Raw genomic sequence first — 20,099 nt, 5'->3', positions numbered from 1 at the left:
GGCACCCCGATGACCACAATGAAAGCTGCCGTCGTCCGTGAATTCGGCCAACCCCTGCGCATCGAGGACATGCCCGTGCCCGAGGTGGGCCCAGGCCAGGTGCTGGTCAAGGTCGCCGCGTCCGGCGTGTGTCACACCGACCTGCACGCCGCCAGCGGCGACTGGCCGGTCAAGCCACGCCTGCCGTTCATTCCCGGCCACGAAGGCGTCGGCCATGTGGCTGCCGTAGGCGCCGGCGTGAAGGCTGTGCGCGAGGGCGACCGCGTCGGCGTGCCCTGGCTGCACACCGCCTGCGGCCATTGCGAGCATTGCCTGACCGGCTGGGAAACGCTCTGTGACGAACAGCAAATGACCGGCTATACCGTCAACGGCGGCTACGCGGAATACGTGCTCGCGGATCCAGGCTACGTGGGACATCTTCCCGGCAATGTCGGATTTACCGAGATCGCGCCAATCCTCTGCGCGGGCGTGACCGTGTACAAGGGCCTGAAGGTGCTGGACTGCAAGCCGGGCGACTGGGTCGCCATCTCCGGCGTGGGCGGGCTGGGCCACGTCGCGGTGCAATACGCGAAGGCGATGGGCTTGCACGTCGCGGCGGTGGACGTCGAGGACGAAAAGCTGGAGCTGGCTCGCGAGGTCGGCGCCGACATGGTGGTCAACGCGGCGAAGACGGACCCGGTAAGGGAGCTGCAGCGGTCCCTGCGCGGCGCCCATGGCGTGCTGGTGACTGCCGTCTCGCGCGATGCATTCGCGCAGGGACTGGGCATGCTCCACAAGCGCGGCACCATGTCCATGGTCGGCCTGCCGCCAGGCGATTTCCCCCTGCCGATCTTCGACATGGTGCTGAACGCCAAGACGGTGCGCGGCTCGATCGTCGGCACCCGCAAGGACTTGCAGGAGGCCTTGGCCTTCGCCGGAGAAGGCAAGGTCCGCGCGGTCTGCGCAGAGGATCGTCTCGACAACATCAACCTCATCTTCGACGACATGCGACGCGGCAGGATCGAAGGCCGGGTGGTGATGCGGTTGAGTGACGAAGCTTGAGGCCCATCATGGAACGCCTGTCCCCGTCCGACCGACACCTCCTCTCCGATCGCCTCGAACAAATGCGCCAGCAGGTGCTGGAGGAATTGCGGTGCACCGCATCCACAGCAGGGCTCGACGCGTCCTTGCAGCCCCAGGATGTTCGCAACCATGCCGAAGAAGCCGAGACGCACCGTATCGACGACGTGCGATTCGCGGAGATGGAGATCGACCGCAGCAGGCTGCGCGGCATCGAGCAGGCGCAGCAGCGCATGGCGGAAGGCCGCTACGGCACCTGCGCCGACTGCGGTGAAGAGATTGCCTTGGAGCGGCTGATGACGCAGCCCATCGCCGTGCGTTGCGCGGCCTGCCAGACCACCTGGGAGGTACGCCGGCGCCGCGGGCCCAGCGGCCCGTCGCCCGTCTGAGCCGCCAGCGGCTCGGCTTCCGTCCTGGTAGCCGCCGAAGCCCTCTTCGGGAGCAGACGCGCGCGGCTTAAGGCGTTGTTCATCTACATCCTCGAACATGTCCGCATCCCCCGTTGGCGGGGACTGTCACAGCAGACGTGTTCATGCACCCTTCCCTTACGACATCTTTTGATCCGAGGCCACCATCGAGCCCTCGCGGCCGCCAGCCCGGCGCGTTCGCCATCCACGTCGCCGACGACCCGGGGCGGCACGAGGTCGAGGACTTCATCTGCCGCGTCTACGCCAATCGGTACGGCGCGCAGATTGTCGAGTTCGCACCGGTCCTGGTAAGCCTGCGAGATCCGGCAGGCACGATGGTGGCCGCCGCCGGCTACCGCGCCGCGGCGCAGGCGCCCCTGTTCCTCGAGCGCTACCTCGAAGCCCCGATCGAGACGATCTTGGGGGGGCACGTCGACGAACACCCGTCACGGGACTGCATCGTCGAAGTCGGCCACCTGGCCGCCACGCGTGCCGGAGAGGGCCGTCGCCTGATCCACTTCCTGGGCGCGCATCTGGCTGCCCAAGGTTTCCAATGGGTGGTGGGCACGCTGACGCGGGAACTCAGGCATCTCTTCCTGCGCATCGGCGTCACGCCCGTGGAACTCGGCCGCGCGGATCCGGGAGTGCTCGGGGAGCAAGCCGCGTCGTGGGGCAGCTACTACGAGCACGGGCCGGCCGTGCTGGCGGGTCATCTCCCCCAGGCGATCAGACGCCTGACACGAGAGACACGCCGCGCGGAGCTGGATCGATGAGCGCTCCCGTCATCGATGACGGCCGGCATCAATGGAGCGCCGGCGACGTGAGCGCCGCCGCGCAGAGCCTGGCCGACCAGCTCACGGCGCAGGGAACGCGCGTGCTCGCCTCCTGGTTGAACAACAGTCCTGCATGGGTCGTGATCGACCTCGCCTGTGCTCGGGCGAAGGTCGTTCACGTCCCGCTGCCGCTCTTCTTCACAACTGCACAGGTGTCCCACGCGCTGGCTGCTGCCGGCGTCGACACCCTGGTGACGACCCCGGCGCTGACCACGGGCTGGCGAGACCACCCATCGCAGGCGCGCGACATCGCCGGTGAAACGCTGTCCCTGATCCGTCTTCCGTTTCAAGCGGTGCCGATGCCCGCCGGCACGTCCAAGATCACGTTCACGTCGGGCACCACGGGGACACCGAAGGGCGTGTGCCTCGGCGCCGAGAGCATGCGGACCGTCGCCGATGCGCTGGTGCGGGCCCTGGAGCCTCTGGACATCCGGCGCCACCTGAACGCGCTGCCGTTTGCGGTGCTGCTCGAGAACATCGCCGGACTCATGGCGCCGCTGGCGCGCGGAGCGACCTGCGTGGTCCTGCCGCTGCAGGAGATCGGGCTCAAGGGTTCGTCGAGCTTCGATCCCGCCGCGTTCCAGGAGGCCGTGCAGCGCCACACGCCGCACAGCATCATCCTGCTGCCGCAGATGCTCCGGGCCTGGGTGGGCCACCTCATGCAGTCCGGCGTGCGCGCGCCCGACTCGCTCAGGATGGTCGCCGTCGGCGGGGCCGCCGTTGGCCCCAAGGTGCTCACCGCGGCGCGCGCCCTTGGCATACCCGCCTACGAGGGTTACGGCTTGTCCGAAGGCGCGTCGGTGCAGACGCTGAACCTGCCCGATGCGCAGCGTGTCGGCAGCGCCGGCCGCGCACTGCCCCACGCGCGGCTTCGCGTGGCGGCCGACGGCGAGATCGAAGTGGCCGGCAGCCTGTTTTCCGGCTACCTCGGCGACCCGGCGCCTGCGCCGCCCTGGTGGCCGACGGGCGATCTGGGGTGGATCGATGCGGAAGGTTTTCTCCACGTGCAGGGCCGCAAGAAGCTGTTGCTCATCACCTCCTTCGGGCGCAACGTGTCGCCAGAGTGGGTCGAGACCACGCTGCGCGACGAAGCCGCCATCATGCAGGCCGTCGTCTTCGGCGACGGCGAGCCCGCACTCAGCGCGGTGCTGTGGCCCGTGCAGCCCGGCGCATCCGACCACGTACTGCAGGCAGCCGTCGACGCCGCCAACGGTGCACTGCCCGATTACGCGCACATCGGCCACTGGACACGCGGCCGCGCGCCGTTCGATGCCGAATCTGGCATGGCGACGCCCAACGGCCGCCCCCAGCGCGCTGCCATCCTGGCGCGACATGCAGACGCCCTGGGCATCAGCGCTTCCAACCGGATTTCAACGGACCTGCCATGAGCTTCAACAACCGACTGATCGATCAGACCGCCGATGCGCGTGCCAATCTCCTGGCCGCCCCGATCATCCAGGGCTGCCTGCGCGGCGAGGTATCGCTGCCGAGCTATCTGGCCTTCCTGACCGAGGCCTATCACCACGTGCGGCACACGGTCCCGCTGCTTCGCGCCTGCAAGGCGGCCCTCCCCGCACGCCACGCCTGGCTGCATGCACCGCTCGACGAATATGTCGAAGAGGAACAGGGCCACGACGAGTGGATCCTGGACGACATCCGCGCCTGCGGCGGCAACGCGGACCTTGTTCGCCATGGAGCGCCCGGCCACGCTGCGGAAGTGATGGTGGCCTATGCATACGACATGATTGCGCGGCGCAATCCACTCGGCTTCTTCGGCATGGTGCACGTGCTCGAAGGCACGAGCGTCTCACTGGCCTTGATTGCCGCCGACCAGATCCAGAAGCCGCTCCAACTGCCCGACCGCGCCTTCAGCTATCTGCGCTCGCACGGCACGCTGGACCAGGACCACACGGCGCACTTCGCCATGCTGATGGACCGCATCGACGATGCCAGCGACCAGGCCGACATCGTGCACGCCGCCTGCGCGTTCTACCGGCTCTATGGCGACGTGTTTCGCAGCCTGCCCCTGCCGCAGATCGATGCTGGAGGTGCCCGATGAGGGCGGCCGAAGCACGCGTGCTCCTGACTGGCGCCTATGGCGGCATCGGCGAAGCCAGCGCGGCCGCTCTGATGCGTGCCGGCGCATCGCTGCTGCTCACGGGGAGATCGCCCGCCAGGCTGGCAGCCCAGGCCCGGACGCTGATGGCCGGCCGAACGGGGGATCCGCGGCGCATCGAATGGCATTCCGGCGACCTGGCCAATCCCGCCGACATGACCTCGCTGTGCGAGGCCGCGATGGCGTGGGAATGCAACGTGATCATTCATGCAGCGGGCGTCGCCGGCTTCGGCCGACTCGAGGCCGCGCAAGACGGGGAGATGGCGCGTCTGCTCCAGGTCAACCTGTTGGCCCCGATGCTTTTGACGCAGAAGATGCTGCCGCATCTGCGCAGCGTTCCGAAGGCGCAGGTGATCTGCATCGGTTCCGTGCTGGGATGCATCGGGCTGCCTGGCTTCAGCGTCTACAGCGCCAGCAAATTCGGCCTGCGCGGCTTCGCCGAGGCGCTGCGCCGCGAGACAGCGGACACCTCCGTGCGCGTGCAGTACCTCGGCCCGCGCAGCACGCGCACACGATTCAACAGCCGCGAGGTGGAAGCCTACAACCGCGCGACAGGCACGGCCATGGACGATCCGGAGACGGTCGCCCGCGCCGTGGTGCAGATGCTCGAGTCGGTGCCGGCGGAGCGCTTGCTCGGCTTCCCGGAAAAGATCGCCGCCCGCATCAACGGCCTGGCGCCGGCCATGCTGGATGGCGCATTCGCAAAGCACCGACGCAGCCTGCCTGCGCCGCCGGACCTGTCGGCGCAGCCTGCAGCCGACACGCAGACGCGCGCATCGGCGACTGCCGATTCACATTCCATCACCCCGTTGCCCTGAGGACCTTTTCCCATGAGAAGCCTGATCGATCACGTACCTGCCTTCATGCTCCCGCGCCGCCGATGGGTGGGCGTGCTGCTGGCCGCGGTCTTGACGCACGGGTTGGTGCAACCCGCCAGAGCGGCGAGCCTGCAGGACTCCATCGTCCAGCTTCAGGGCGACTGGGAGCAGATCCGCTACAAGACGCCACCGGCGGAACGCGAGAGGCGCTTCGAGGCGCTGGCCGCTCAGGCACGCAAGGTCAGCGAGGCCAACCCGGGCCGCAGCGAGCCGCTGGTGTGGGAAGGCATCATCGTCAGCTCATGGGCAGGCGAGAAAGGCGGCCTGGGCGCGCTCGGCCTCGTCAAGCAGGCCAAGGCGCTCTATGAGGAAGCGATCCGCATCGATGGCGATGTGCTCGACGGCTCTGCCTACAACAGCCTCGGCGTCCTCTACTACAAGGTGCCGGGATGGCCGGTCGGCTTCGGCGACAAGGCGAAAGCCAGGGAGTTGCTGGGGAAGGCCTTGACCCTCAATCCCAAGGGCATCGACCCGAACTTCTTCTATGGCGAGTATCTGCTGGAGAGCAAGCAGCCCGAGCAGGCCATGATCTACCTGGAGCGCGCCTTGCAGGCGCCGCCGCGACCGGGCCGGCAGATCGCGGACGAAGGCCGTCGGGAAGAGGCGCGCACGCTACTCGAGCAGGCTCGCAAGGGACGCTGAGCGCGCGCGGGCCTGCCAGCGCCGCTCAGCGAGACCTCGCGGCGAAGCGCACGACGACGCGCACGCCCTGCCCCGATTCGTTCCTTTCGAACACCAGCTCGAGCCCATGCAGGTCGGCGATGCGCCGGACGATCGACACGCCCAGCCCGCTGCCGCTCTCCGGCTGGCCCTCGGGGCGATAGAAGCGCTCCCCGAGACGTGCCAATTGCTCGCCCGACAGCGGCTGCCCCTCGTTCTCCACCTCGATCTGCTCCCCGCCGATGCGTAGCGTCACGGTGCTTCCGGGCGGCGAATAGCGCACCGCGTTGTCCAGCAGATTGCGCAGCAGGACGGTCAGCAGATGGGGATCGCCCAGCAGGGGCATCGGATGCCGGTGCCGCGGCGGCCATTCGCAGACGAGCTCGATCCTGCGTCGCTCGGACAGCAGCAGGCAATCGCTGATCGCTTCCTCGACGATGGATGGCCATTGCACTTCGACCTTCATGGCGGCAATGTCGCTGGTCTCCAGGCGCGAGAGCGCCAGCAGTTGCGCGACCAGTCGCCCCATGCGCTCCATGCCCGCGGTGAATTTCGACTCCGCCGCCATGCGCTCCCCGCCTCGGGCGGCGCGGCGCACCACGTCCCATTGCGCGCTCAGGGCTGCCAACGGGGTGCGCAGCTCGTGTGCCGCATCTGCGGTGAAGCGGCGTTCACGCTGAATCATCGCATCGATGCGCGCGAACAGGCCGTTCATGGCGTTCACCATCGGCTTCAGCTCCCTGGGTGTCGCGTGCATCGGCACCGGCTCCAGGTCGTCAGGCCCGCGCCGCTGCAGATCGGTCGTGAGCTGATGAAGAGGCGACAGCGCACGGCGCACGGCCCACGCCATGGTCAGCAGCAGCACCGGAAGCACGAGCAGCCACGGCACGATCTGGCTCGCAGTCAGGCCGAACACGATCTCGTCGCGCTCGTAGGTCTTCTGGCCGACGGCGACGAGCCACGCGCCATCGGAAGAGCGCAGGTAATACACACGCCATGCCTGGCCGTTGAGTGTCTCGTCCGAGAAGCCCGAGCGCTCGGGGCGATACGGCATCTGGGCGATATCGCGGTCGGCCAGCACCAGGCGGCCTCGCGCATCCCATGCGGCGATGGCAAGATCCCGCAAGTCGGAATCTCCCGCCTCCTTGCTGCCCTCGTGCGGCGCAGTGGGAAGCGGGATGGCCCGGGCCGCGGACGGATCGCCCATCGTGCGCAGCGCCTGGCGTGCGAGGAGGATCAACTCGGTATCGAAGAGCTCGTTGACCTCATGGCGCGCGCGGTGGACGGACACCAGCAATGCGACGGACCACACGAGCGGCGCGCACAGCGCCAGATAGATCAGCAGCCGCCTTTGAAGGCTGGGCGAACGGCGGCCCGCACCCGTGCTCATACCGATGCTTCGCCGGACCCGAGCGCATAACCTACCCCCCGCACCGTGCGAACGATGGCGGGATCGATCTTGCGCCGCAGTCGATGAATATGCACCTCCAGCGAATTGCTCTCGGGCTCGTCGCCGCTCCAGTCATAGAGCTTCTGCTGAAGATGTGCCTTGGACAACACGCGCGGCGAATTTGCGAACAGGGCTTCGAGCAGGGTCATCTCGCGGCCCGTCAGTTCGACCGGCACGCCCTTCCATCGCACCAGCCTGGCCGCAGGTTCGTACTCGAGTGCACCTTTGCGCCACACCGGCTGGGTCTGGCCGGACGCGCGCCGTGCCAGGGCCCGCAGACGTGCGGAGAGTTCGTCGATCGTGATGGGCTTGACCAGGTAGTCGTCCGCGCCTGCATCGAGGCCGGCGATGCGCTGCTCGACGGCATCTCTGGCGGTCAGGATCAGCACCGGCACGTTCAGCCCGCGGTCGCGCCAGCGGACGAGCCAGTGCATACCATCTTTCCCCGGCAGCCCGAGATCCAGCACGATGGCATCGAAGTTCGCGCCGGACAGGGCTGCATCCGCCAATGCCCCGGTGTTGAACCAGTCGACCGCCTGTCCCAGCTGGCGCAATCCAGCCGTCAGCGCCTCGCCCAACGGCGCGTCGTCTTCAACGATGAGAATGCGCATGGTCGTTCACTCGCAATGCGATGCACCCGATTATGCGGACGCCTCCGGGGCGTCGGCGAGCAACGATGCCATGCGCATCGAAGCTCGCTTGCACGCACACCAGCTCAGGAGGCAGCGCCCAACCCAAGCGGTGCCGGCACGACGTTCACGATGCGTGTGAACAGCTGCCTGTATTCCTCATCGGGTTCGAACCCGGTCAGCGGATCACGGTTCGCGCCGAACGCCTCGTCGAGGTCGGCCCAGTCCTCCTGCGTCAGCACCCGCTCGGCCAGCGGGAGGATCTCGCGCTCTTCCATCGCCATGTGCGAGAGGTAGAAGTCGACGTACTGCCCGAGAGCTTTCTCGAAGGCCTCCCGCCTGGCCTCTCCCATCATCTCGAAGCCGAGGAGAGCGTGCTCCACGTTCCGGATGCGGCGTTCTCCCAGCGCATGATCTTCGTCGAGCCGGTCCAGCAATTCGCGCGACAGGGGCGTGCGTGCGCGCAGCTTGGGAAACAGGAGTTCGGATTCCTTCCGGTGATGCCGCTTCTCCGGGAACTCGTCGACGTAGAACAGCATGGCCCGCAGCACGCCGAAATCCGGCAGCGTTTCCTGCCGGCGATGCTGGGCCAGCAGAAGCACGATCGAGCGCAGCATGGCCGAAAGCGCCCCGTGCTCCTCGCGGATGATCCTGGTGGTGGTGTGTGTCATCGGAGACTCCATGGAAGATGCTCCGAGGCTCTCATGCGGATGTTCAAAGGACCTTGCTGCAGATCAAGGAACAGGCTGCAGGATGCGTTCGGGCGGTCCATGGCTGGATGTCACCTGCCGTGCCGAGTCGGCCTGGTCGACGCCCGTGTTGCGCAGGTGCAAGGCGAGTGCGGCATCCAGCGTCTGCACGTGGTGCACGAACCAGCTCCCGAGTTGCCGGGCCATCTCCCGGACCTGGAGGAGGCGTCCCTCCCCCGCCTGGAGAAGGCCCTCGCGCATCACTTCGAGCACGACGTGGTGCTTGCTGCGATGGCTCGCGGCGCCGGCATGGCCGGTGGCCTGCATCCACTCATCTTCCGCGCCGAACACCTCGGCCGCATGCTCGACGAGCGCGCGCCATGCCGGTTCGAGGTGCTCGTTGTCGGCGTCCTGCACCCGAGCCAGCCGTTGGACGAATTCCCGGTGCATCCTGTCCAGGACAGGCACGCCGAGGGTCAGCGAGTCGGACCAGCTCAGTGTCATCATTCAGGTCTCCTGCAGATCATGACGCCACGTTATCCCTGCGGAAGATGCAGCACATTGACATGGCGCAACATCGGCCACGACGAAAGGAATCCGCCTGGATGGCAACACGAAGTGCCGGCCTGCTGATGTACCGCCGCAACAGCGGCCTGCTCGAAGTCCTGCTGGTGCACCCGGGAGGGCCTTTGTGGGCCAGACGGGATGAAGGCGCGTGGACCTTTCCGAAGGGCGAGTACGACGCCGAGGCCGAGGATGCCGTCGACGCGGCCAAGCGGGAGTTCACCGAGGAGACCGGATTCGCACCCGGGAGCGGCCACGCAAGCCTCGGAGAAGCGCGCCAGCGCAGCGGCAAGCTCGTCTGCGCCTGGGCATTCGAGGGCGATTGCGATCCTGCGGCGCTTTCCTCGAACAGCTTCGAACTGGAGTGGCCGCCGCGATCGGGCCGTATCAGAAGCTACCCGGAGGCGGATCGCGCAGCCTGGTTCACTCCAGCAGAGGCACGAGTGCGGATTCTTCCGGGACTCGTGACATTCATCGATCGGCTCGAAGCGTCTCTTCGAGCGTAGCGTCGCAGGACGGGCCGCTGCATCCCATTGCGAATCGCCCAGCCCAAATCCCCTTGCGCCGGATCGGCGCCTCAATGCGCTTCCGACAGCTGATCCAGGATGGCCGGATTCTCCAGCGTCGACGTGTCCTGCGTGATGGCTTCTCCCTTGGCGACCGAACGCAGCAGGCGCCGCATGATCTTGCCGCTGCGCGTCTTCGGGAGGTTGTCGGCAAAGCGGATGTCCTTGGGCTTGGCGATCGGACCGATCTCCTTGCCGATCCAGCTGCGCAGCTCGGCGGCGAGCTTGCCGGCCTCTTCCCCCGTCGGTCGCGAGCGCTTGAGGACGACGAATGCACAGATCGCCTCGCCGCTCGTCTCGTCCGGCCGGCCGACGACCGCCGCCTCTGCGACCAGGTCGGTGCACGCCACCAGCGCGGACTCGATCTCCATCGTACCCATGCGATGTCCGCTGACGTTGAGCACGTCGTCGATGCGGCCGCCGATCGTGAAGTAGCCGGTCTGCGCGTCGCGCGCCGCACCGTCACCCGCGAGGTAATAGCCGCGAAGCTCCGCCGGGTAGTAGCTCGTGCGGTAGCGCGCGTCGTCTCCCCAGATGGTACGGATCATTCCGGGCCATGGCTTCTTGATGACCAGGATGCCGCTCTCGCCATGGGGCAGGTCCTCGCCGGTCTCGTCGACGATGGCGGCCGCGATGCCGGGGAAGGGTAGCGTGCACGACCCCGGTACGAGGTCGGTGGCACCAGGCAGCGGCGTGATCATCTGTGCACCGGTCTCCGTCTGCCACCAGGTGTCGACGATCGGGCAGCGGCCACCGCCCACGTGCTCGTGGTACCACTCCCATGCAGCCGGATTGATCGGCTCACCGACGGATCCGAGAATGCGCAGACTGGTCAGATCGAAGCGCCGCGGGTGGACTGCCTCGTTGCTTTCAGCCGCCTTGATCAAGGACCGGATGGCGGTAGGGGCCGTGTAGAAAACCGTGACCTTGTGGCGCTCGATCATGCGCCAGAAGCGCGCCGCGTCGGGATAGGTCGGAACACCTTCGAACACCACCTCGGTCGCCCCGACGGCGAGCGGACCGTAGGCGATGTAGGTGTGGCCCGTCACCCAGCCGACGTCGGCAGTGCACCAGAACACGTCATCGTCATGGAGATCGAAGGTCCACTTGGCGGTCACTGCGGCCTGCACCAGGTAGCCACCGCTGCTGTGCTGCACGCCTTTGGGTTTGCCGGTGGAGCCGGAGGTGTAGAGCAGGAACAGCGGGTGCTCCGCCTCCACCCATTCGGGCGCGCAGACCTCCGGCTGCACCTGCATCAGTTCGTGCATCCAATGGTCGCGCTGCTGCCACGCAATCGGGTTGCCGGTGCGACGGTACACGACGACGGTGCGCACCGCCTCGCAGCCGCCCATGGCGAGCGCTTCATCGACCAACGCCTTCAAGGGCAGAGTCTTGCCGCCCCTCACCTGCTCATCGGCAGTGATGATGGCGATGGCACCGGTGTCCGCGATCCGGTCCCGCAGCGAATGCGCGGAGAAACCACCGAACACGACCGAGTGCACCGCGCCGAGGCGCGCACATGCCTGCATGGCCACGACGGCCTCGACCGACATCGACATGTAGATGACGACGCGGTCTCCTTTGCCGATGCCCCGCGCCTTCAGCGCATTGGCCATCCGGCAGGTCTGCGCGAGCAGTTGCGCGTAGGTGGTCTGCGTCACCTTGCCGTCGTCGGCTTCGAAGACGATCGCGATCTTGTCGCCCCTGCCGGCCGCGACATGGCGGTCCAGGCAGTTGTACGACACGTTCAGGGTGCCATCTCCGAACCACCTGTACATGGGCGCCTGGCCGGTATCCAGCACGGTCTTGAACGGGGTCTTCCATTCCACGAACTCACGGGCGATCCGCGCCCAGTAGCCCTCGTAGTCCGCCTCGGCCTCGGCAACCAGCGCGTCGTATGCGGCGCGGCCGGCCACATGGGCGCGGCGCGCGAGCGCGGCCGGTGGAGGGTAGTGCCCAGAGGTTCGCTTTTCGTCCGATGAGGTCATGCCTTTGCTCCTGTTTGCACGGCAATCGTCGTCGACCCCGCTTCGGGAAACCTTGCGCTAGAGCAAACCTCCGGTGCAGAAAGGAAGCTTGTTTCAGATCAAGGAATATCCATCGGACTCACTGTAGGCTGGAACCGCAGCGCTGAGTGCGCGGGGCACCAGAGCGGAAGGAGACGACGATGTGTGCAATGCGAGACGCCATGGAACCCGGGCTCTCGGAGCTTCCGAAGCCGCATCCGGAGTTCTGCACCGAGGAGGAAGTGAGCCGCCTGGTCCACGCCTTCTACTCGAAGGTGCGCCGCGATGCGGTACTCGGCCCCATCTTCGAGTCGCACGTCCCGGAATGGGACCGCCATCTGGCCAAGCTGGTCGATTTCTGGTCATCCGCCCTGCGGGGCACCGCCCGGTACCGAGGATCCCCAATGCCCAGGCATGCCGCCCTGCCCGGACTCACACCCTGTCTTTTCCACCGCTGGCTCGCCCTGTTTCGCGAGACCACGGCGAGCCTGGACAATCCGGCCCTGCAGGCACGTGCGGACGACCTGGCACATCGAATCGCGGGCAGCCTGTGGTACGGCTATCAATCCAGACACGGCGGGCCCGGCGCCAAGTAGAAGGACGCCGAACGGGTCAGGACGCGCCGGGGGCGGGAGCGACCGGCGCTTCGTCCCGTGTCAGCAAGTGCTCCAGCAGTTCCCGCACACCGCGGATCTGCTCGCCGAACGGCAAGGCGCCGACACCGCGGAAGAACAGTCCCTTCTTCACGTCGCCGCGCAGGGCCGCGGCCAGCTGGGTGTCGATGCAGAACTGGCCCCAGGCGGCCAATCCGTCTCGCAAACCGCATTGTGCGAGGCAATCGAAGGCCAGCGTGCAGCGCGGCTTCACGTGTGACACGCTTTGCAGCTTCTCCTCCGCCTTCAGGTAGGCCTTGAGCCAGTGGGTCGCCACGGCACGCGCCGGCAGCCCCGCCACGCTGGTGAACTCGACCAGGTCTGCGTCGCGCGCCTGTGCGAGCACGCGCTTGAACTCGGGGTGTGCATCGCACTCCCGCGTGACGGCGAAAGGAGTGCCCAGCTGCACGCCGGCAGCTCCCAGCCGCTGAACACGCGCGATATCCCCGAACCTGCGGATGCCGCCCGCCGCGATCAACGGGATCTCCTTCTCGATACCGGCACTGCGCAGAAAGCCGATCGACTGCGGGATCACGTTCTCGAAATCGAAGCGAGGGTCTGCCAGGTCCGCGATCTTCGCGGCGCCGAGGTGGCCACCCGCAAGCTGCGGGTGCTCGATCACGATGGCATCGGGCAGACGCTTCCTGCGCTCCCACTTGCGCACGAGCAGCTGCACGCCTCGTGCGTCCGACAGGATGGGCACGAGAAGCGCGGCCGGATGGTCCTGCGCCAGCTCAGGCAGGTCCAGCGGCAGCCCGGCGCCGACCACGACGGCATCGATTCCGCATTCGAGCGCACGCGTCACCGACGGTGCGTACTCGCCCACCGCACGCATCACGTTGATGGCCAGCAGACCGCGCCCGCCCGAAATGCGGCGTGCTGCCTGGATCTCTCGCGCCAGCGCCTCCAGGTTGGCCGCATTGATGTCTTCCTTGGCGCGTCGTGTTGCAACATCGCCCGGTGCAAGGTCACGCGTCCGCTCCATCAGGTCCGGGTGGTGGCGGCGCAGGTCGACCGAAGAGATCGTCCCCATCGCACCCAGCGCCGCGACGCTGCCGGCCAGGCGGTGCGCCGAGACGCCTACGCCCATGCCGCCCTGGACAATCGGCAGAAGCGCCCGCCCGCCCAGGCGCAGCGGGGCAAGGCCGCTCGCGCAACTCAGCGTCATCAAGGATTCAGGGTCGGACGCCGTCTCGGGCGGCGATTCGATGTGGTCGGCAAGCATCATTGGGGCGGCGCCAGGCACCTGCGCGCCATCGGTTGGAACTCCTCCCACGTTAATGCCTCGTCTCAGCCGACATGTTGACAAAGGTCAAGCTTGGAGCTTGCCAGACAGGTCGCAAGGCCTTCCTGGCCCCGGGATGCTCATCGGAACAGCCGTTGACACACGCCGTTGACACAGTGTTTCCCAGTGATGCGCCACGTTCAACGCCCGGTCAAGGGTCGCGCCTAGATTGAAGCCACGCCAGCGACATGCCGGATTCCCCTCACCAGGAAGTCGGGGCGCCACGAAGGAGACAGCGATGAACGCAACGACACATGGCTACGAGCTGCGCTTCCACGCCCTGTTCGAGGGCCGCCGCAACTATGCATTCCCGTGCGACGCGCTTGGGCACGTCGACATGGATGCACTCAGCGACAAGGCGCGAATCAACTACCTCTATGCACGCGCCGTCATGGGCATCGATCTCACATCGCCCGAAGTGCGCCCCAGCCTGTCACATTGAGCAGGCGGGTCGCCGGCCGATGCGTGTCGCACCGGTGCCTGCTTGCATTCGAGGCCGTTGCGTCTGCGCAGCGCAAGAACTGTGCGTCGCGCTGAGCGCACGCCCAAAGACTGCCCCGCTACGCTGCAGGCTCTCAATCTTGCATAAATTGGATGATGTTCAAACGCATTCTCGTCGCCGCAGATGGGGTCACCCTCTCCGACGAGTGGGCCGCCGCGGCGCACAACTTCGCCGACCCTCGACTGGGTCAGAGAGGGAGGCAAGCGAATGTTCAGAAGCAAGAAAGCCCTTGACCAACGCCATAGCGTCGTACTGCGCAGTGCCCAGCGCTCACGCATGCGCGTGAGGGCGGCAAGCGCGGTGAGCTTCTCCAGCATCAGCTGGTTGAGAACGAATTCATCGGGGGTCTGCACCTCGATGCCGAATGGGTCAAGGACCTCCTTGGGAAAATCCTTCTCGTTCCATGTGACGATCGCATAAGCGAGGGTCTTCTGGCAGCACCGCCGGGCGAATGAAAATGAATTACAGGCCCAGGCCGAACAGGACTACGCCACCGAGCGTCAGCGCCGCTGCCGAGAGCTGGCCGCGCCTCTCTGTGGGTCCCAGCCGAACCGCTACGCGCCCGGCCATCGCGTCTCTACTTGCACTGTTCGTGCATTGCCTGCATTCGCTGACGCATCTCTGGTGTCATCGATTTCATGTGCTCTTGCATCATCGCCTGCTGCTCTGCGGACGGCTTGCCGCTCATCATCTTCTTGTGCATGTCGCACATGGACTTCATCTCCATCGTGTCCATGTTCCCGTGAGCATGGGCCTCGCCTTTTTCCGGAGCTGCAGCACAGGCGGCTAGTCCCAGGGCGAGGAAAGCCGCTGCAGCCAGAGAAACTGTTCGTGAGATGACATTCATGGGACTTCCTTTACGGTTAACTGTGGAGCATCGAGCACCGCAACTCCACACTACGGGCGTGGCCGGTCCAGCCAGTTGACATGCATCAACCCGGGCTGAACAAGTCGCGCTCTATTTCGCAGCCTCGATGGCCGTGACGAAATACGAGCCGTCCTTCTTGTCGGCGGTGAATCGCACCTTGTCGCCTTGCTTCAGGCCTTCCAGGAGCTTCGGGTCTGCTGCCGTGAAAACCATCGTCATCGCCGGCATGTCGAGGTTGGCAAGCGGCCCATGCCGGAGCGTGACCTTCCCTTGTTCGAGGTCCACCTTGCGCACTTCTCCTTCGGACTGAGGTGCGGCTGCCGCGGCGCCAGGCGGGTGGTGCGAGGAGTGCTCTCCACCTTGAGGTGCTTGCTGTGCTCCGACGGAGGACGCGAGCAGGACAGCTGCAAGGGCCAATGGGTGCAATGTTTTCATATGAATCTCCGTTAGGTCTTGGGATAGGTGGCGAACACACTGGAGCGGCCCGCCTTGTCGATGAGAAGCACCTGGAACGGGTCCTTGCGGGAACCCACTCCATGCCCGGAGAACCCACGGGCATTCCAGGGACGCTCAGGCCAGCGGCGTTTGCCTCCTGTGCGAGCAGGCGTTTGACGTCTGCGGCAGGAACGTGGCCTTCCAGGGCGTAGCCGCCAACAATGGCCGTGTGGCAACTGCCGAACTGGTCCGGTATTCCGTGGCGCTTGCGAACGGCGCTGGTCATCTGCTTGGAACGCTTGCTCCCGCATTTGCGTGCTCTCGAATTCATCTGAATCGCCGACGCGAAGGCCGACCGATGCCCGTGCTGACGCACGAGCGCCATGAGGCCTCGCGCGGAGGCCTCAATGGGTCAGATGGTTCGGGGTGGACGCTCCTGACCGTCCGAGACAAAGCTCGCGGGAGGCGCGTAAAGGTCTGGGAACACCGTGAAGACGGGCTGAGGCGCGGCAATGGCCACAGTGGCGCTGATGAGGCCGGTCACGGAGCAGAACGCAGAACAGAGATTGCACTTATCCGCAGCGCTGCCGGCCAGGTCCGGGGCGCCGCTGCCGGCGTGGTCATGGCCGGCGCCATGGTCCTGCGCAGTGACCTCGTGTTGCTGGTGTTCATGTCCGACCGCGCTCGCTTCATGGCCATGCGTGTGTTGGGTCAGTTGAACCTCGGTCTGGAGGCCAAAGCCGCCCACCGGACACAGCAGGCCCGCAGCCAGTGCGCCCCGAATCGGGAGCAGTACGGCCACCAGAAGCATGAGCCAGCGGCGAAACGTCTTCACAGCAGTTAGGTTAGCACGGGCAGGAAAGTTCAATCTGTGTAGCTCGGCTATTCGCCGCGCCACCCTCGGCACTATGAACCCTGCTCCCGGGGGAAGGTCAAGCCGCAAGAAAAGTCTTGACCCTGACACGATGGGAGGGTTGACAGTTGCTTCACCAACACCGAAAGGACAAGCAATGGTCACCTTCCAGGTCAGCGACATGACGTGCGGGCACTGCGCGACCACCATCACAAAGGCCGTCATCGCAGTGGACAAGTCCGCGCACATTAAGGTCGACACCCCACGAAAGTTGGTTCGCGTCAGCGGCGCAGTGCCGGTGGCGGCTTTGGCCGCTGCCATCCGGGACGCCGGCTACACGCCGCAAGAGGTTCAGGCAGCACCTGCCTCGGCCGCCGCGGCGCCGCGAACCGCAACCGGCTGCGGGTGCGGCTGTGGAACCCGGAAGGCAGCGCCATTTGACGCACGTCAAGGAGCCGCGCCGGCTGCTGGCTCATGCTGCCACTAGTACAGGAGCCCACCATGGACCAGCAGCACGCCCGCCCGTCTTTCTGGAAGACGCCCTTCGGAGTCATCTCGACGATAGTCGCCGTAATGGCGAGCATCTACCTATGGGTCGCACACAAGGACCACGTGCTGGCGCTGCTGCCCTTTGCATTCCTGGCCGCATGTCCGCTGATGATCGAGCCGCTCGACGCGATTGCGGCTTCAAGCAGAGACGAAAACGGGAGCAAGCATGCAGCAGGAACACCTTTCGCATGGGGGGCATGAACACCATGACCATGGGCAGCCCGTAGCTACTGCGGCTTCGGGCGGTGCATACACCTGTCCGATGCACCCCGAAGTGCGCCAGGTAGGGCCAGGCAAATGCCCGAAGTGCGGGATGTTCCTCGAGCCCGTGGCCGCGCCGTCGGCCCATGCCGCGAAAGCGGGCGATCCACACGGGCATCAGCATCACCACCCTGTAGCCACCGCAGCACCGCCCGCCCCGGCAGCGAAAGGTGGCAGGGAAGTGGAATACACGTGTCCGATGCATCCACAGATTCGCCAGATGGGGCCTGGAAACTGCCCCATCTGCGGCATGGCGCTGGAACCGGCCATCGCAACCAGCGAGACCGGCGAAAGCCCGGAACTGCGGGACATGACCCGCCGCTTCTGGATCGGATTGGCGCTGACCTTGCCCGTCTTCTTCCTGGAAATGGGAGGGCACCTGTTCGACATCGGCCATCTGGTCAGGGCGCAGACTTCCAACTGGATTCAGATGCTGTTCGGGACCCCCGTTGTCCTGTGGGCCGGTTGGCCGTTCTTCGCCCGCGGATGGTCTTCGCTGCAAAACCGCAGCCTGAACATGTTCACGCTCATCGCCCTCGGCACCGGAGCGGCATGGGTGTACAGCATGGTTGGCACATTGGCACCCAGCCTGTTTCCTCAAGCCTTGCGGGGCCACGGTGGAGCAGTCGCGGTGTACTTCGAGGCTGCGGCGGTCATCACGGTCCTCGTGCTGCTGGGCCAGGTGTTGGAGCTTCGCGCTCGCGAGAAAACATCCGGTGCCATCAAAGCGCTTCTCGACCTGGCCCCAAAAACAGCGATCCGTGTGCGAGAAGACGGTTCAGACGAAACAGTGCAGATCGACACCATCCAACCCAGTGAGCTGCTGCGCGTGCGTCCCGGAGAGAAGGTCCCCGTCGATGGCGAGCTTGTCGAGGGCAACGGCACAGTGGACGAATCCATGGTCACAGGCGAGCCGATGCCTGTATCGAAGGCTGCGGGCTCCAAGGTGACGGCCGGAACCATCAACCAAACAGGTAGCTTCGTCATGCGCGCGGAAAAGGTCGGCGCCGACACCCTGCTCTCTCAAATCGTTCACATGGTCGCAGCCGCCCAGCGCAGCCGAGCTCCGATCCAGCGCATGGCAGACCAAGTGGCCGCGTGGTTCGTGCCTGCGGTTCTTCTCGTCGCAGCGCTTACGTTCGTCGCTTGGCTTGTGTGGGCCCCAAGCCCGGCGGTTTCCTACGCGCTCATCGCGGCAGTGGCCGTTCTCATCATTGCGTGTCCCTGCGCGCTCGGCCTCGCTACGCCGATGTCCATCATGGTGGGAGTCGGGCGCGGCGCGCAGCATGGCGTTCTCATTCGCGATGCGGAGGCACTCGAGCGCATGGAGAAGGTCGACACTGTCGTCGTCGACAAGACGGGTACCCTCACAGAAGGCCGACCCAAGGTCGTCCACGTTGAGCCTGCAAGTGGGTTCGGGGCCGACGACGTCCTGCAGAAGCTGGCCAGCGTCGAGCGGGCCAGCGAGCACCCCTTGGCGATGGCCGTCGTCGCGGCGGCTCAGGAACGCCATCTGCAACTCGCGGACGTGACGGACTTTGACTCACCTGTGGGCAAGGGAGTACTCGGAAACGTGGCCGGGGTGAACGTGGTGAGCGGTGCGGCCAAGTTTCTCGCGGAGCACCACATCGACGTGTTGCCTCTCAATGCTGCGGCCGAACTGCAGAGAGCCAGGTCGGCCACAGTCATATTCGTAGCACTAGGCGGGAAGCTCGCCGGCTTCGTCGCCATCGCGGACCCGATCAAGCAAACTACGCCCGCGGCTCTCAAGGGTTTGCGAGACGCGGGCGTGCGCATCGTCATGCTCACTGGCGACGGCAAGACGACTGCGGAGGCCGTCGCCAAAGAGCTCGGCATCGACGAAGTGGTCGCCGAGGTGTTTCCCGAAGACAAGGCAACCATCGTTGCGCGGCTGCGCAAGGAAGGTGGCGTGGTCGCGATGGCCGGCGACGGCGTGAACGATGCCCCGGCGCTCGCCGCAGCGGATGTCGGGATCGCGATGGGAACCGGAACGGACGTGGCGATGGAAAGCGCGGGCATCACCCTGCTGAAGGGGGACCTGATGGGTATCGTCAAGGCGCGCAAGCTGTCGCACATGACGATGCGCAACATCCGGCAGAACCTATTCCTGAGCTTCGCGTACAACGTCGCGGGGATCCCAATCGCTGCAGGCGTTCTCTATCCCTTCTTAGGTCTACTTCTATCGCCCGTAGTGGCGGCTGCAGCGATGGCGTTGTCCTCCGTGAGCGTGATAGCGAATGCTCTGCGCCTGCGTTCTGCGACAGTCGACTGAGAGCTTGTTGGCTTTTGACTAGTTCAGCATCCGAGGCTTTTCGCGAAGTAATTCAGTTGTCCCCAAATGCCTCAGTGAAATCGGCGAATTCTGGGAGCTAGATCCGCATCAAACCTCGACGGGCGAGTAGGTGCAGCCCAAGGCCAATGACGAACGCGATCTCGACGTTCCAGATGCACATCGCCGCCGTGACCAACGCGACGACGCGAGTTGTGCGGCAGCGCTGCGCCCATCGCCAGCTGTGCGCCGGACAGTGCCAGGATGACACCCAGTACAGACGGCGGGAACATTGCGAAGATGGTCGAGACGGAGCCGCTGAAGAACACCGCGAGTACGACAAGTACCAATCCCAGGATAACGGTCGCGCCGCCAGTCCGGGCACCGAAAGCAACATGGGCCGCCATGCCACCCGCGCCATTGCACATCGGAACGCCCCCTCCCCGACGCCGCCACATTCATCAGCCCTGTGACCTGCCCCCTTCAGCCGTGCCAGTGTTGAGTTAGCGAGTCCAAGGTTTTGGAGACTACTTGATCTCCGGTGAT

At 65.9% G+C, this 20,099-nt stretch carries 23 protein-coding genes and 1 pseudogene; 13 read left to right on the top strand and 11 right to left on the bottom strand.

All coding sequences use genetic code 11. The features are described 5' to 3' along the window. The first annotated feature begins 9 nt into the window (after positions 1-9). From adhP to A8M77_RS18760, 7 genes are all read left to right on the top strand, one after another. Complete coding sequence (gene adhP, locus A8M77_RS18790) at positions 10-1,041, top strand: alcohol dehydrogenase AdhP (RefSeq protein WP_086923025.1); 1,032 nt, start codon at positions 10-12, stop codon at positions 1,039-1,041. An 8-nt stretch (positions 1,042-1,049) separates the two neighbouring features. After that, complete coding sequence (locus tag A8M77_RS18785) at positions 1,050-1,448, top strand: TraR/DksA family transcriptional regulator (protein ID WP_086923024.1); 399 nt, start codon at positions 1,050-1,052, stop codon at positions 1,446-1,448. 143 nt (positions 1,449-1,591) lie between these two features. Further along, positions 1,592-2,239: a thermostable hemolysin gene (locus A8M77_RS18780; RefSeq protein ID WP_086923023.1), complete on the top strand. Its 648-nt coding sequence runs from the start codon at positions 1,592-1,594 to the stop codon at positions 2,237-2,239. After that, positions 2,236-3,687: an AMP-binding protein gene (locus A8M77_RS18775; protein ID WP_086923022.1), complete on the top strand. Its 1,452-nt coding sequence runs from the start codon at positions 2,236-2,238 to the stop codon at positions 3,685-3,687. Before A8M77_RS18780 ends, A8M77_RS18775 begins: the two co-directional genes overlap by 4 nt. After that, the gene (locus A8M77_RS18770; RefSeq protein WP_086923021.1) at positions 3,684-4,358 is read left to right on the top strand and encodes a TenA family transcriptional regulator; all 675 of its coding nucleotides are present in this window, start codon (positions 3,684-3,686) and stop codon (positions 4,356-4,358) included. Before A8M77_RS18775 ends, A8M77_RS18770 begins: the two co-directional genes overlap by 4 nt. Further along, on the top strand, positions 4,355-5,233 hold the full coding sequence (locus tag A8M77_RS18765) for an SDR family oxidoreductase (protein WP_086923020.1): 879 nt from the start codon (positions 4,355-4,357) through the stop codon (positions 5,231-5,233). The genes A8M77_RS18770 and A8M77_RS18765 overlap by 4 nt, the downstream gene beginning before the upstream one ends. A 12-nt stretch (positions 5,234-5,245) precedes the next feature. Beyond that, on the top strand, positions 5,246-5,935 hold the full coding sequence (locus tag A8M77_RS18760; RefSeq protein ID WP_238136877.1) for a hypothetical protein: 690 nt from the start codon (positions 5,246-5,248) through the stop codon (positions 5,933-5,935). A gap of 25 nt (positions 5,936-5,960) precedes the next feature. On the opposite strand, the gene A8M77_RS18755 is transcribed toward A8M77_RS18760, so the two are convergent. From A8M77_RS18755 to A8M77_RS18740, 4 genes are all read right to left on the bottom strand, one after another. Beyond that, complete coding sequence (locus A8M77_RS18755) at positions 5,961-7,343, bottom strand: ATP-binding protein (RefSeq protein WP_086923019.1); 1,383 nt, start codon at positions 7,341-7,343, stop codon at positions 5,961-5,963. After that, entirely contained in the window at positions 7,340-8,014 is a 675-nt protein-coding gene (locus A8M77_RS18750) for a response regulator (protein WP_086923018.1), read from the bottom strand. The genes A8M77_RS18755 and A8M77_RS18750 overlap by 4 nt, the downstream gene beginning before the upstream one ends. Positions 8,015-8,118: 104 nt before the next feature. Continuing rightward, positions 8,119-8,703 carry a hemerythrin domain-containing protein gene (locus A8M77_RS18745; protein ID WP_086923017.1) on the bottom strand — a complete coding sequence of 195 codons (585 nt, stop codon included), beginning with the start codon at positions 8,701-8,703 and terminating at the stop codon, positions 8,119-8,121. A gap of 63 nt (positions 8,704-8,766) precedes the next feature. Continuing rightward, complete coding sequence (locus tag A8M77_RS18740) at positions 8,767-9,228, bottom strand: bacteriohemerythrin (RefSeq protein ID WP_086923016.1); 462 nt, start codon at positions 9,226-9,228, stop codon at positions 8,767-8,769. Between the two features lie 59 nt (positions 9,229-9,287). Between A8M77_RS18740 and A8M77_RS18735 the strand changes: the two genes are divergently transcribed. Beyond that, on the top strand, positions 9,288-9,791 hold the full coding sequence (locus A8M77_RS18735; RefSeq protein ID WP_238136876.1) for an NUDIX domain-containing protein: 504 nt from the start codon (positions 9,288-9,290) through the stop codon (positions 9,789-9,791). Positions 9,792-9,862: 71 nt separating this feature from the next. Here the strand turns inward: A8M77_RS18735 and acs are convergent, their stop codons facing one another. Then, a complete protein-coding gene (gene acs / locus A8M77_RS18730; RefSeq protein ID WP_086923014.1) occupies positions 9,863-11,839 on the bottom strand; it encodes an acetate--CoA ligase in 1,977 nt (658 codons plus the stop codon). A gap of 200 nt (positions 11,840-12,039) precedes the next feature. On the opposite strand from acs, the gene A8M77_RS18725 reads away from it, so the two are divergent. Next, entirely contained in the window at positions 12,040-12,453 is a 414-nt protein-coding gene (locus tag A8M77_RS18725; RefSeq protein ID WP_086923013.1) for a group III truncated hemoglobin, read from the top strand. A 16-nt stretch (positions 12,454-12,469) separates the two neighbouring features. Here A8M77_RS18725 and A8M77_RS18720 read toward each other — a convergent pair whose 3' ends face one another. Then, the gene (locus A8M77_RS18720) at positions 12,470-13,678 is read right to left on the bottom strand and encodes an NAD(P)H-dependent flavin oxidoreductase (protein ID WP_086923098.1); all 1,209 of its coding nucleotides are present in this window, start codon (positions 13,676-13,678) and stop codon (positions 12,470-12,472) included. A 355-nt stretch (positions 13,679-14,033) separates the two neighbouring features. Between A8M77_RS18720 and A8M77_RS18715 the strand changes: the two genes are divergently transcribed. Then, complete coding sequence (locus tag A8M77_RS18715; protein WP_086923012.1) at positions 14,034-14,237, top strand: hypothetical protein; 204 nt, start codon at positions 14,034-14,036, stop codon at positions 14,235-14,237. A 637-nt stretch (positions 14,238-14,874) separates the two neighbouring features. On the opposite strand, the gene A8M77_RS35305 is transcribed toward A8M77_RS18715, so the two are convergent. The 4 genes and pseudogenes from A8M77_RS35305 to A8M77_RS35300 all read right to left on the bottom strand — a co-directional run bounded on the left by A8M77_RS35305 (position 14,875) and on the right by A8M77_RS35300 (position 16,468). Further along, the gene (locus A8M77_RS35305) at positions 14,875-15,144 is read right to left on the bottom strand and encodes a hypothetical protein (RefSeq protein ID WP_143694656.1); all 270 of its coding nucleotides are present in this window, start codon (positions 15,142-15,144) and stop codon (positions 14,875-14,877) included. 111 nt (positions 15,145-15,255) lie between these two features. Further along, a complete protein-coding gene (locus A8M77_RS18705) occupies positions 15,256-15,600 on the bottom strand; it encodes a copper-binding protein (RefSeq protein ID WP_086923011.1) in 345 nt (114 codons plus the stop codon). Between the two features lie 11 nt (positions 15,601-15,611). Beyond that, positions 15,612-15,880 (bottom strand): annotated as a pseudogene (locus tag A8M77_RS18700) (DUF411 domain-containing protein); the annotation flags it as partial. A 132-nt stretch (positions 15,881-16,012) separates the two neighbouring features. Beyond that, on the bottom strand, positions 16,013-16,468 hold the full coding sequence (locus A8M77_RS35300) for a DUF2946 family protein (protein ID WP_143694655.1): 456 nt from the start codon (positions 16,466-16,468) through the stop codon (positions 16,013-16,015). Between A8M77_RS35300 and A8M77_RS37380 the strand changes: the two genes are divergently transcribed. From A8M77_RS37380 to A8M77_RS18680, 3 genes are read left to right on the top strand one after another with little or no spacing between them, the layout of a single operon-like run. Beyond that, entirely contained in the window at positions 16,410-16,940 is a 531-nt protein-coding gene (locus A8M77_RS37380) for a heavy-metal-associated domain-containing protein (protein ID WP_337590022.1), read from the top strand. The two genes, A8M77_RS35300 and A8M77_RS37380, sit on opposite strands and share 59 nt — an antisense overlap. A gap of 14 nt (positions 16,941-16,954) precedes the next feature. Further along, positions 16,955-17,203 carry a DUF2933 domain-containing protein gene (locus tag A8M77_RS18685; protein ID WP_158100948.1) on the top strand — a complete coding sequence of 83 codons (249 nt, stop codon included), beginning with the start codon at positions 16,955-16,957 and terminating at the stop codon, positions 17,201-17,203. Then, positions 17,169-19,556, top strand: a complete 2,388-nt coding sequence (locus A8M77_RS18680) for a copper-transporting P-type ATPase (RefSeq protein WP_443271713.1) — start codon at positions 17,169-17,171, stop codon at positions 19,554-19,556. The genes A8M77_RS18685 and A8M77_RS18680 overlap by 35 nt, the downstream gene beginning before the upstream one ends. Before the next feature lie 71 nt (positions 19,557-19,627). On the opposite strand, the gene A8M77_RS18675 is transcribed toward A8M77_RS18680, so the two are convergent. Beyond that, positions 19,628-19,960 carry a putative sulfate/molybdate transporter gene (locus tag A8M77_RS18675; protein ID WP_238136875.1) on the bottom strand — a complete coding sequence of 111 codons (333 nt, stop codon included), beginning with the start codon at positions 19,958-19,960 and terminating at the stop codon, positions 19,628-19,630. Positions 19,961-20,099 lie beyond the last annotated feature (139 nt).

The sequence above is a fragment of the Variovorax sp. JS1663 genome (assembly GCF_002157355.1).
Lineage (GTDB): Bacteria > Pseudomonadota > Gammaproteobacteria > Burkholderiales > Burkholderiaceae_C > Variovorax.
The sequence above is the reverse complement of the archived record's forward strand: the minus strand, read 5'-3'. Positions and strand labels throughout refer to the sequence as shown.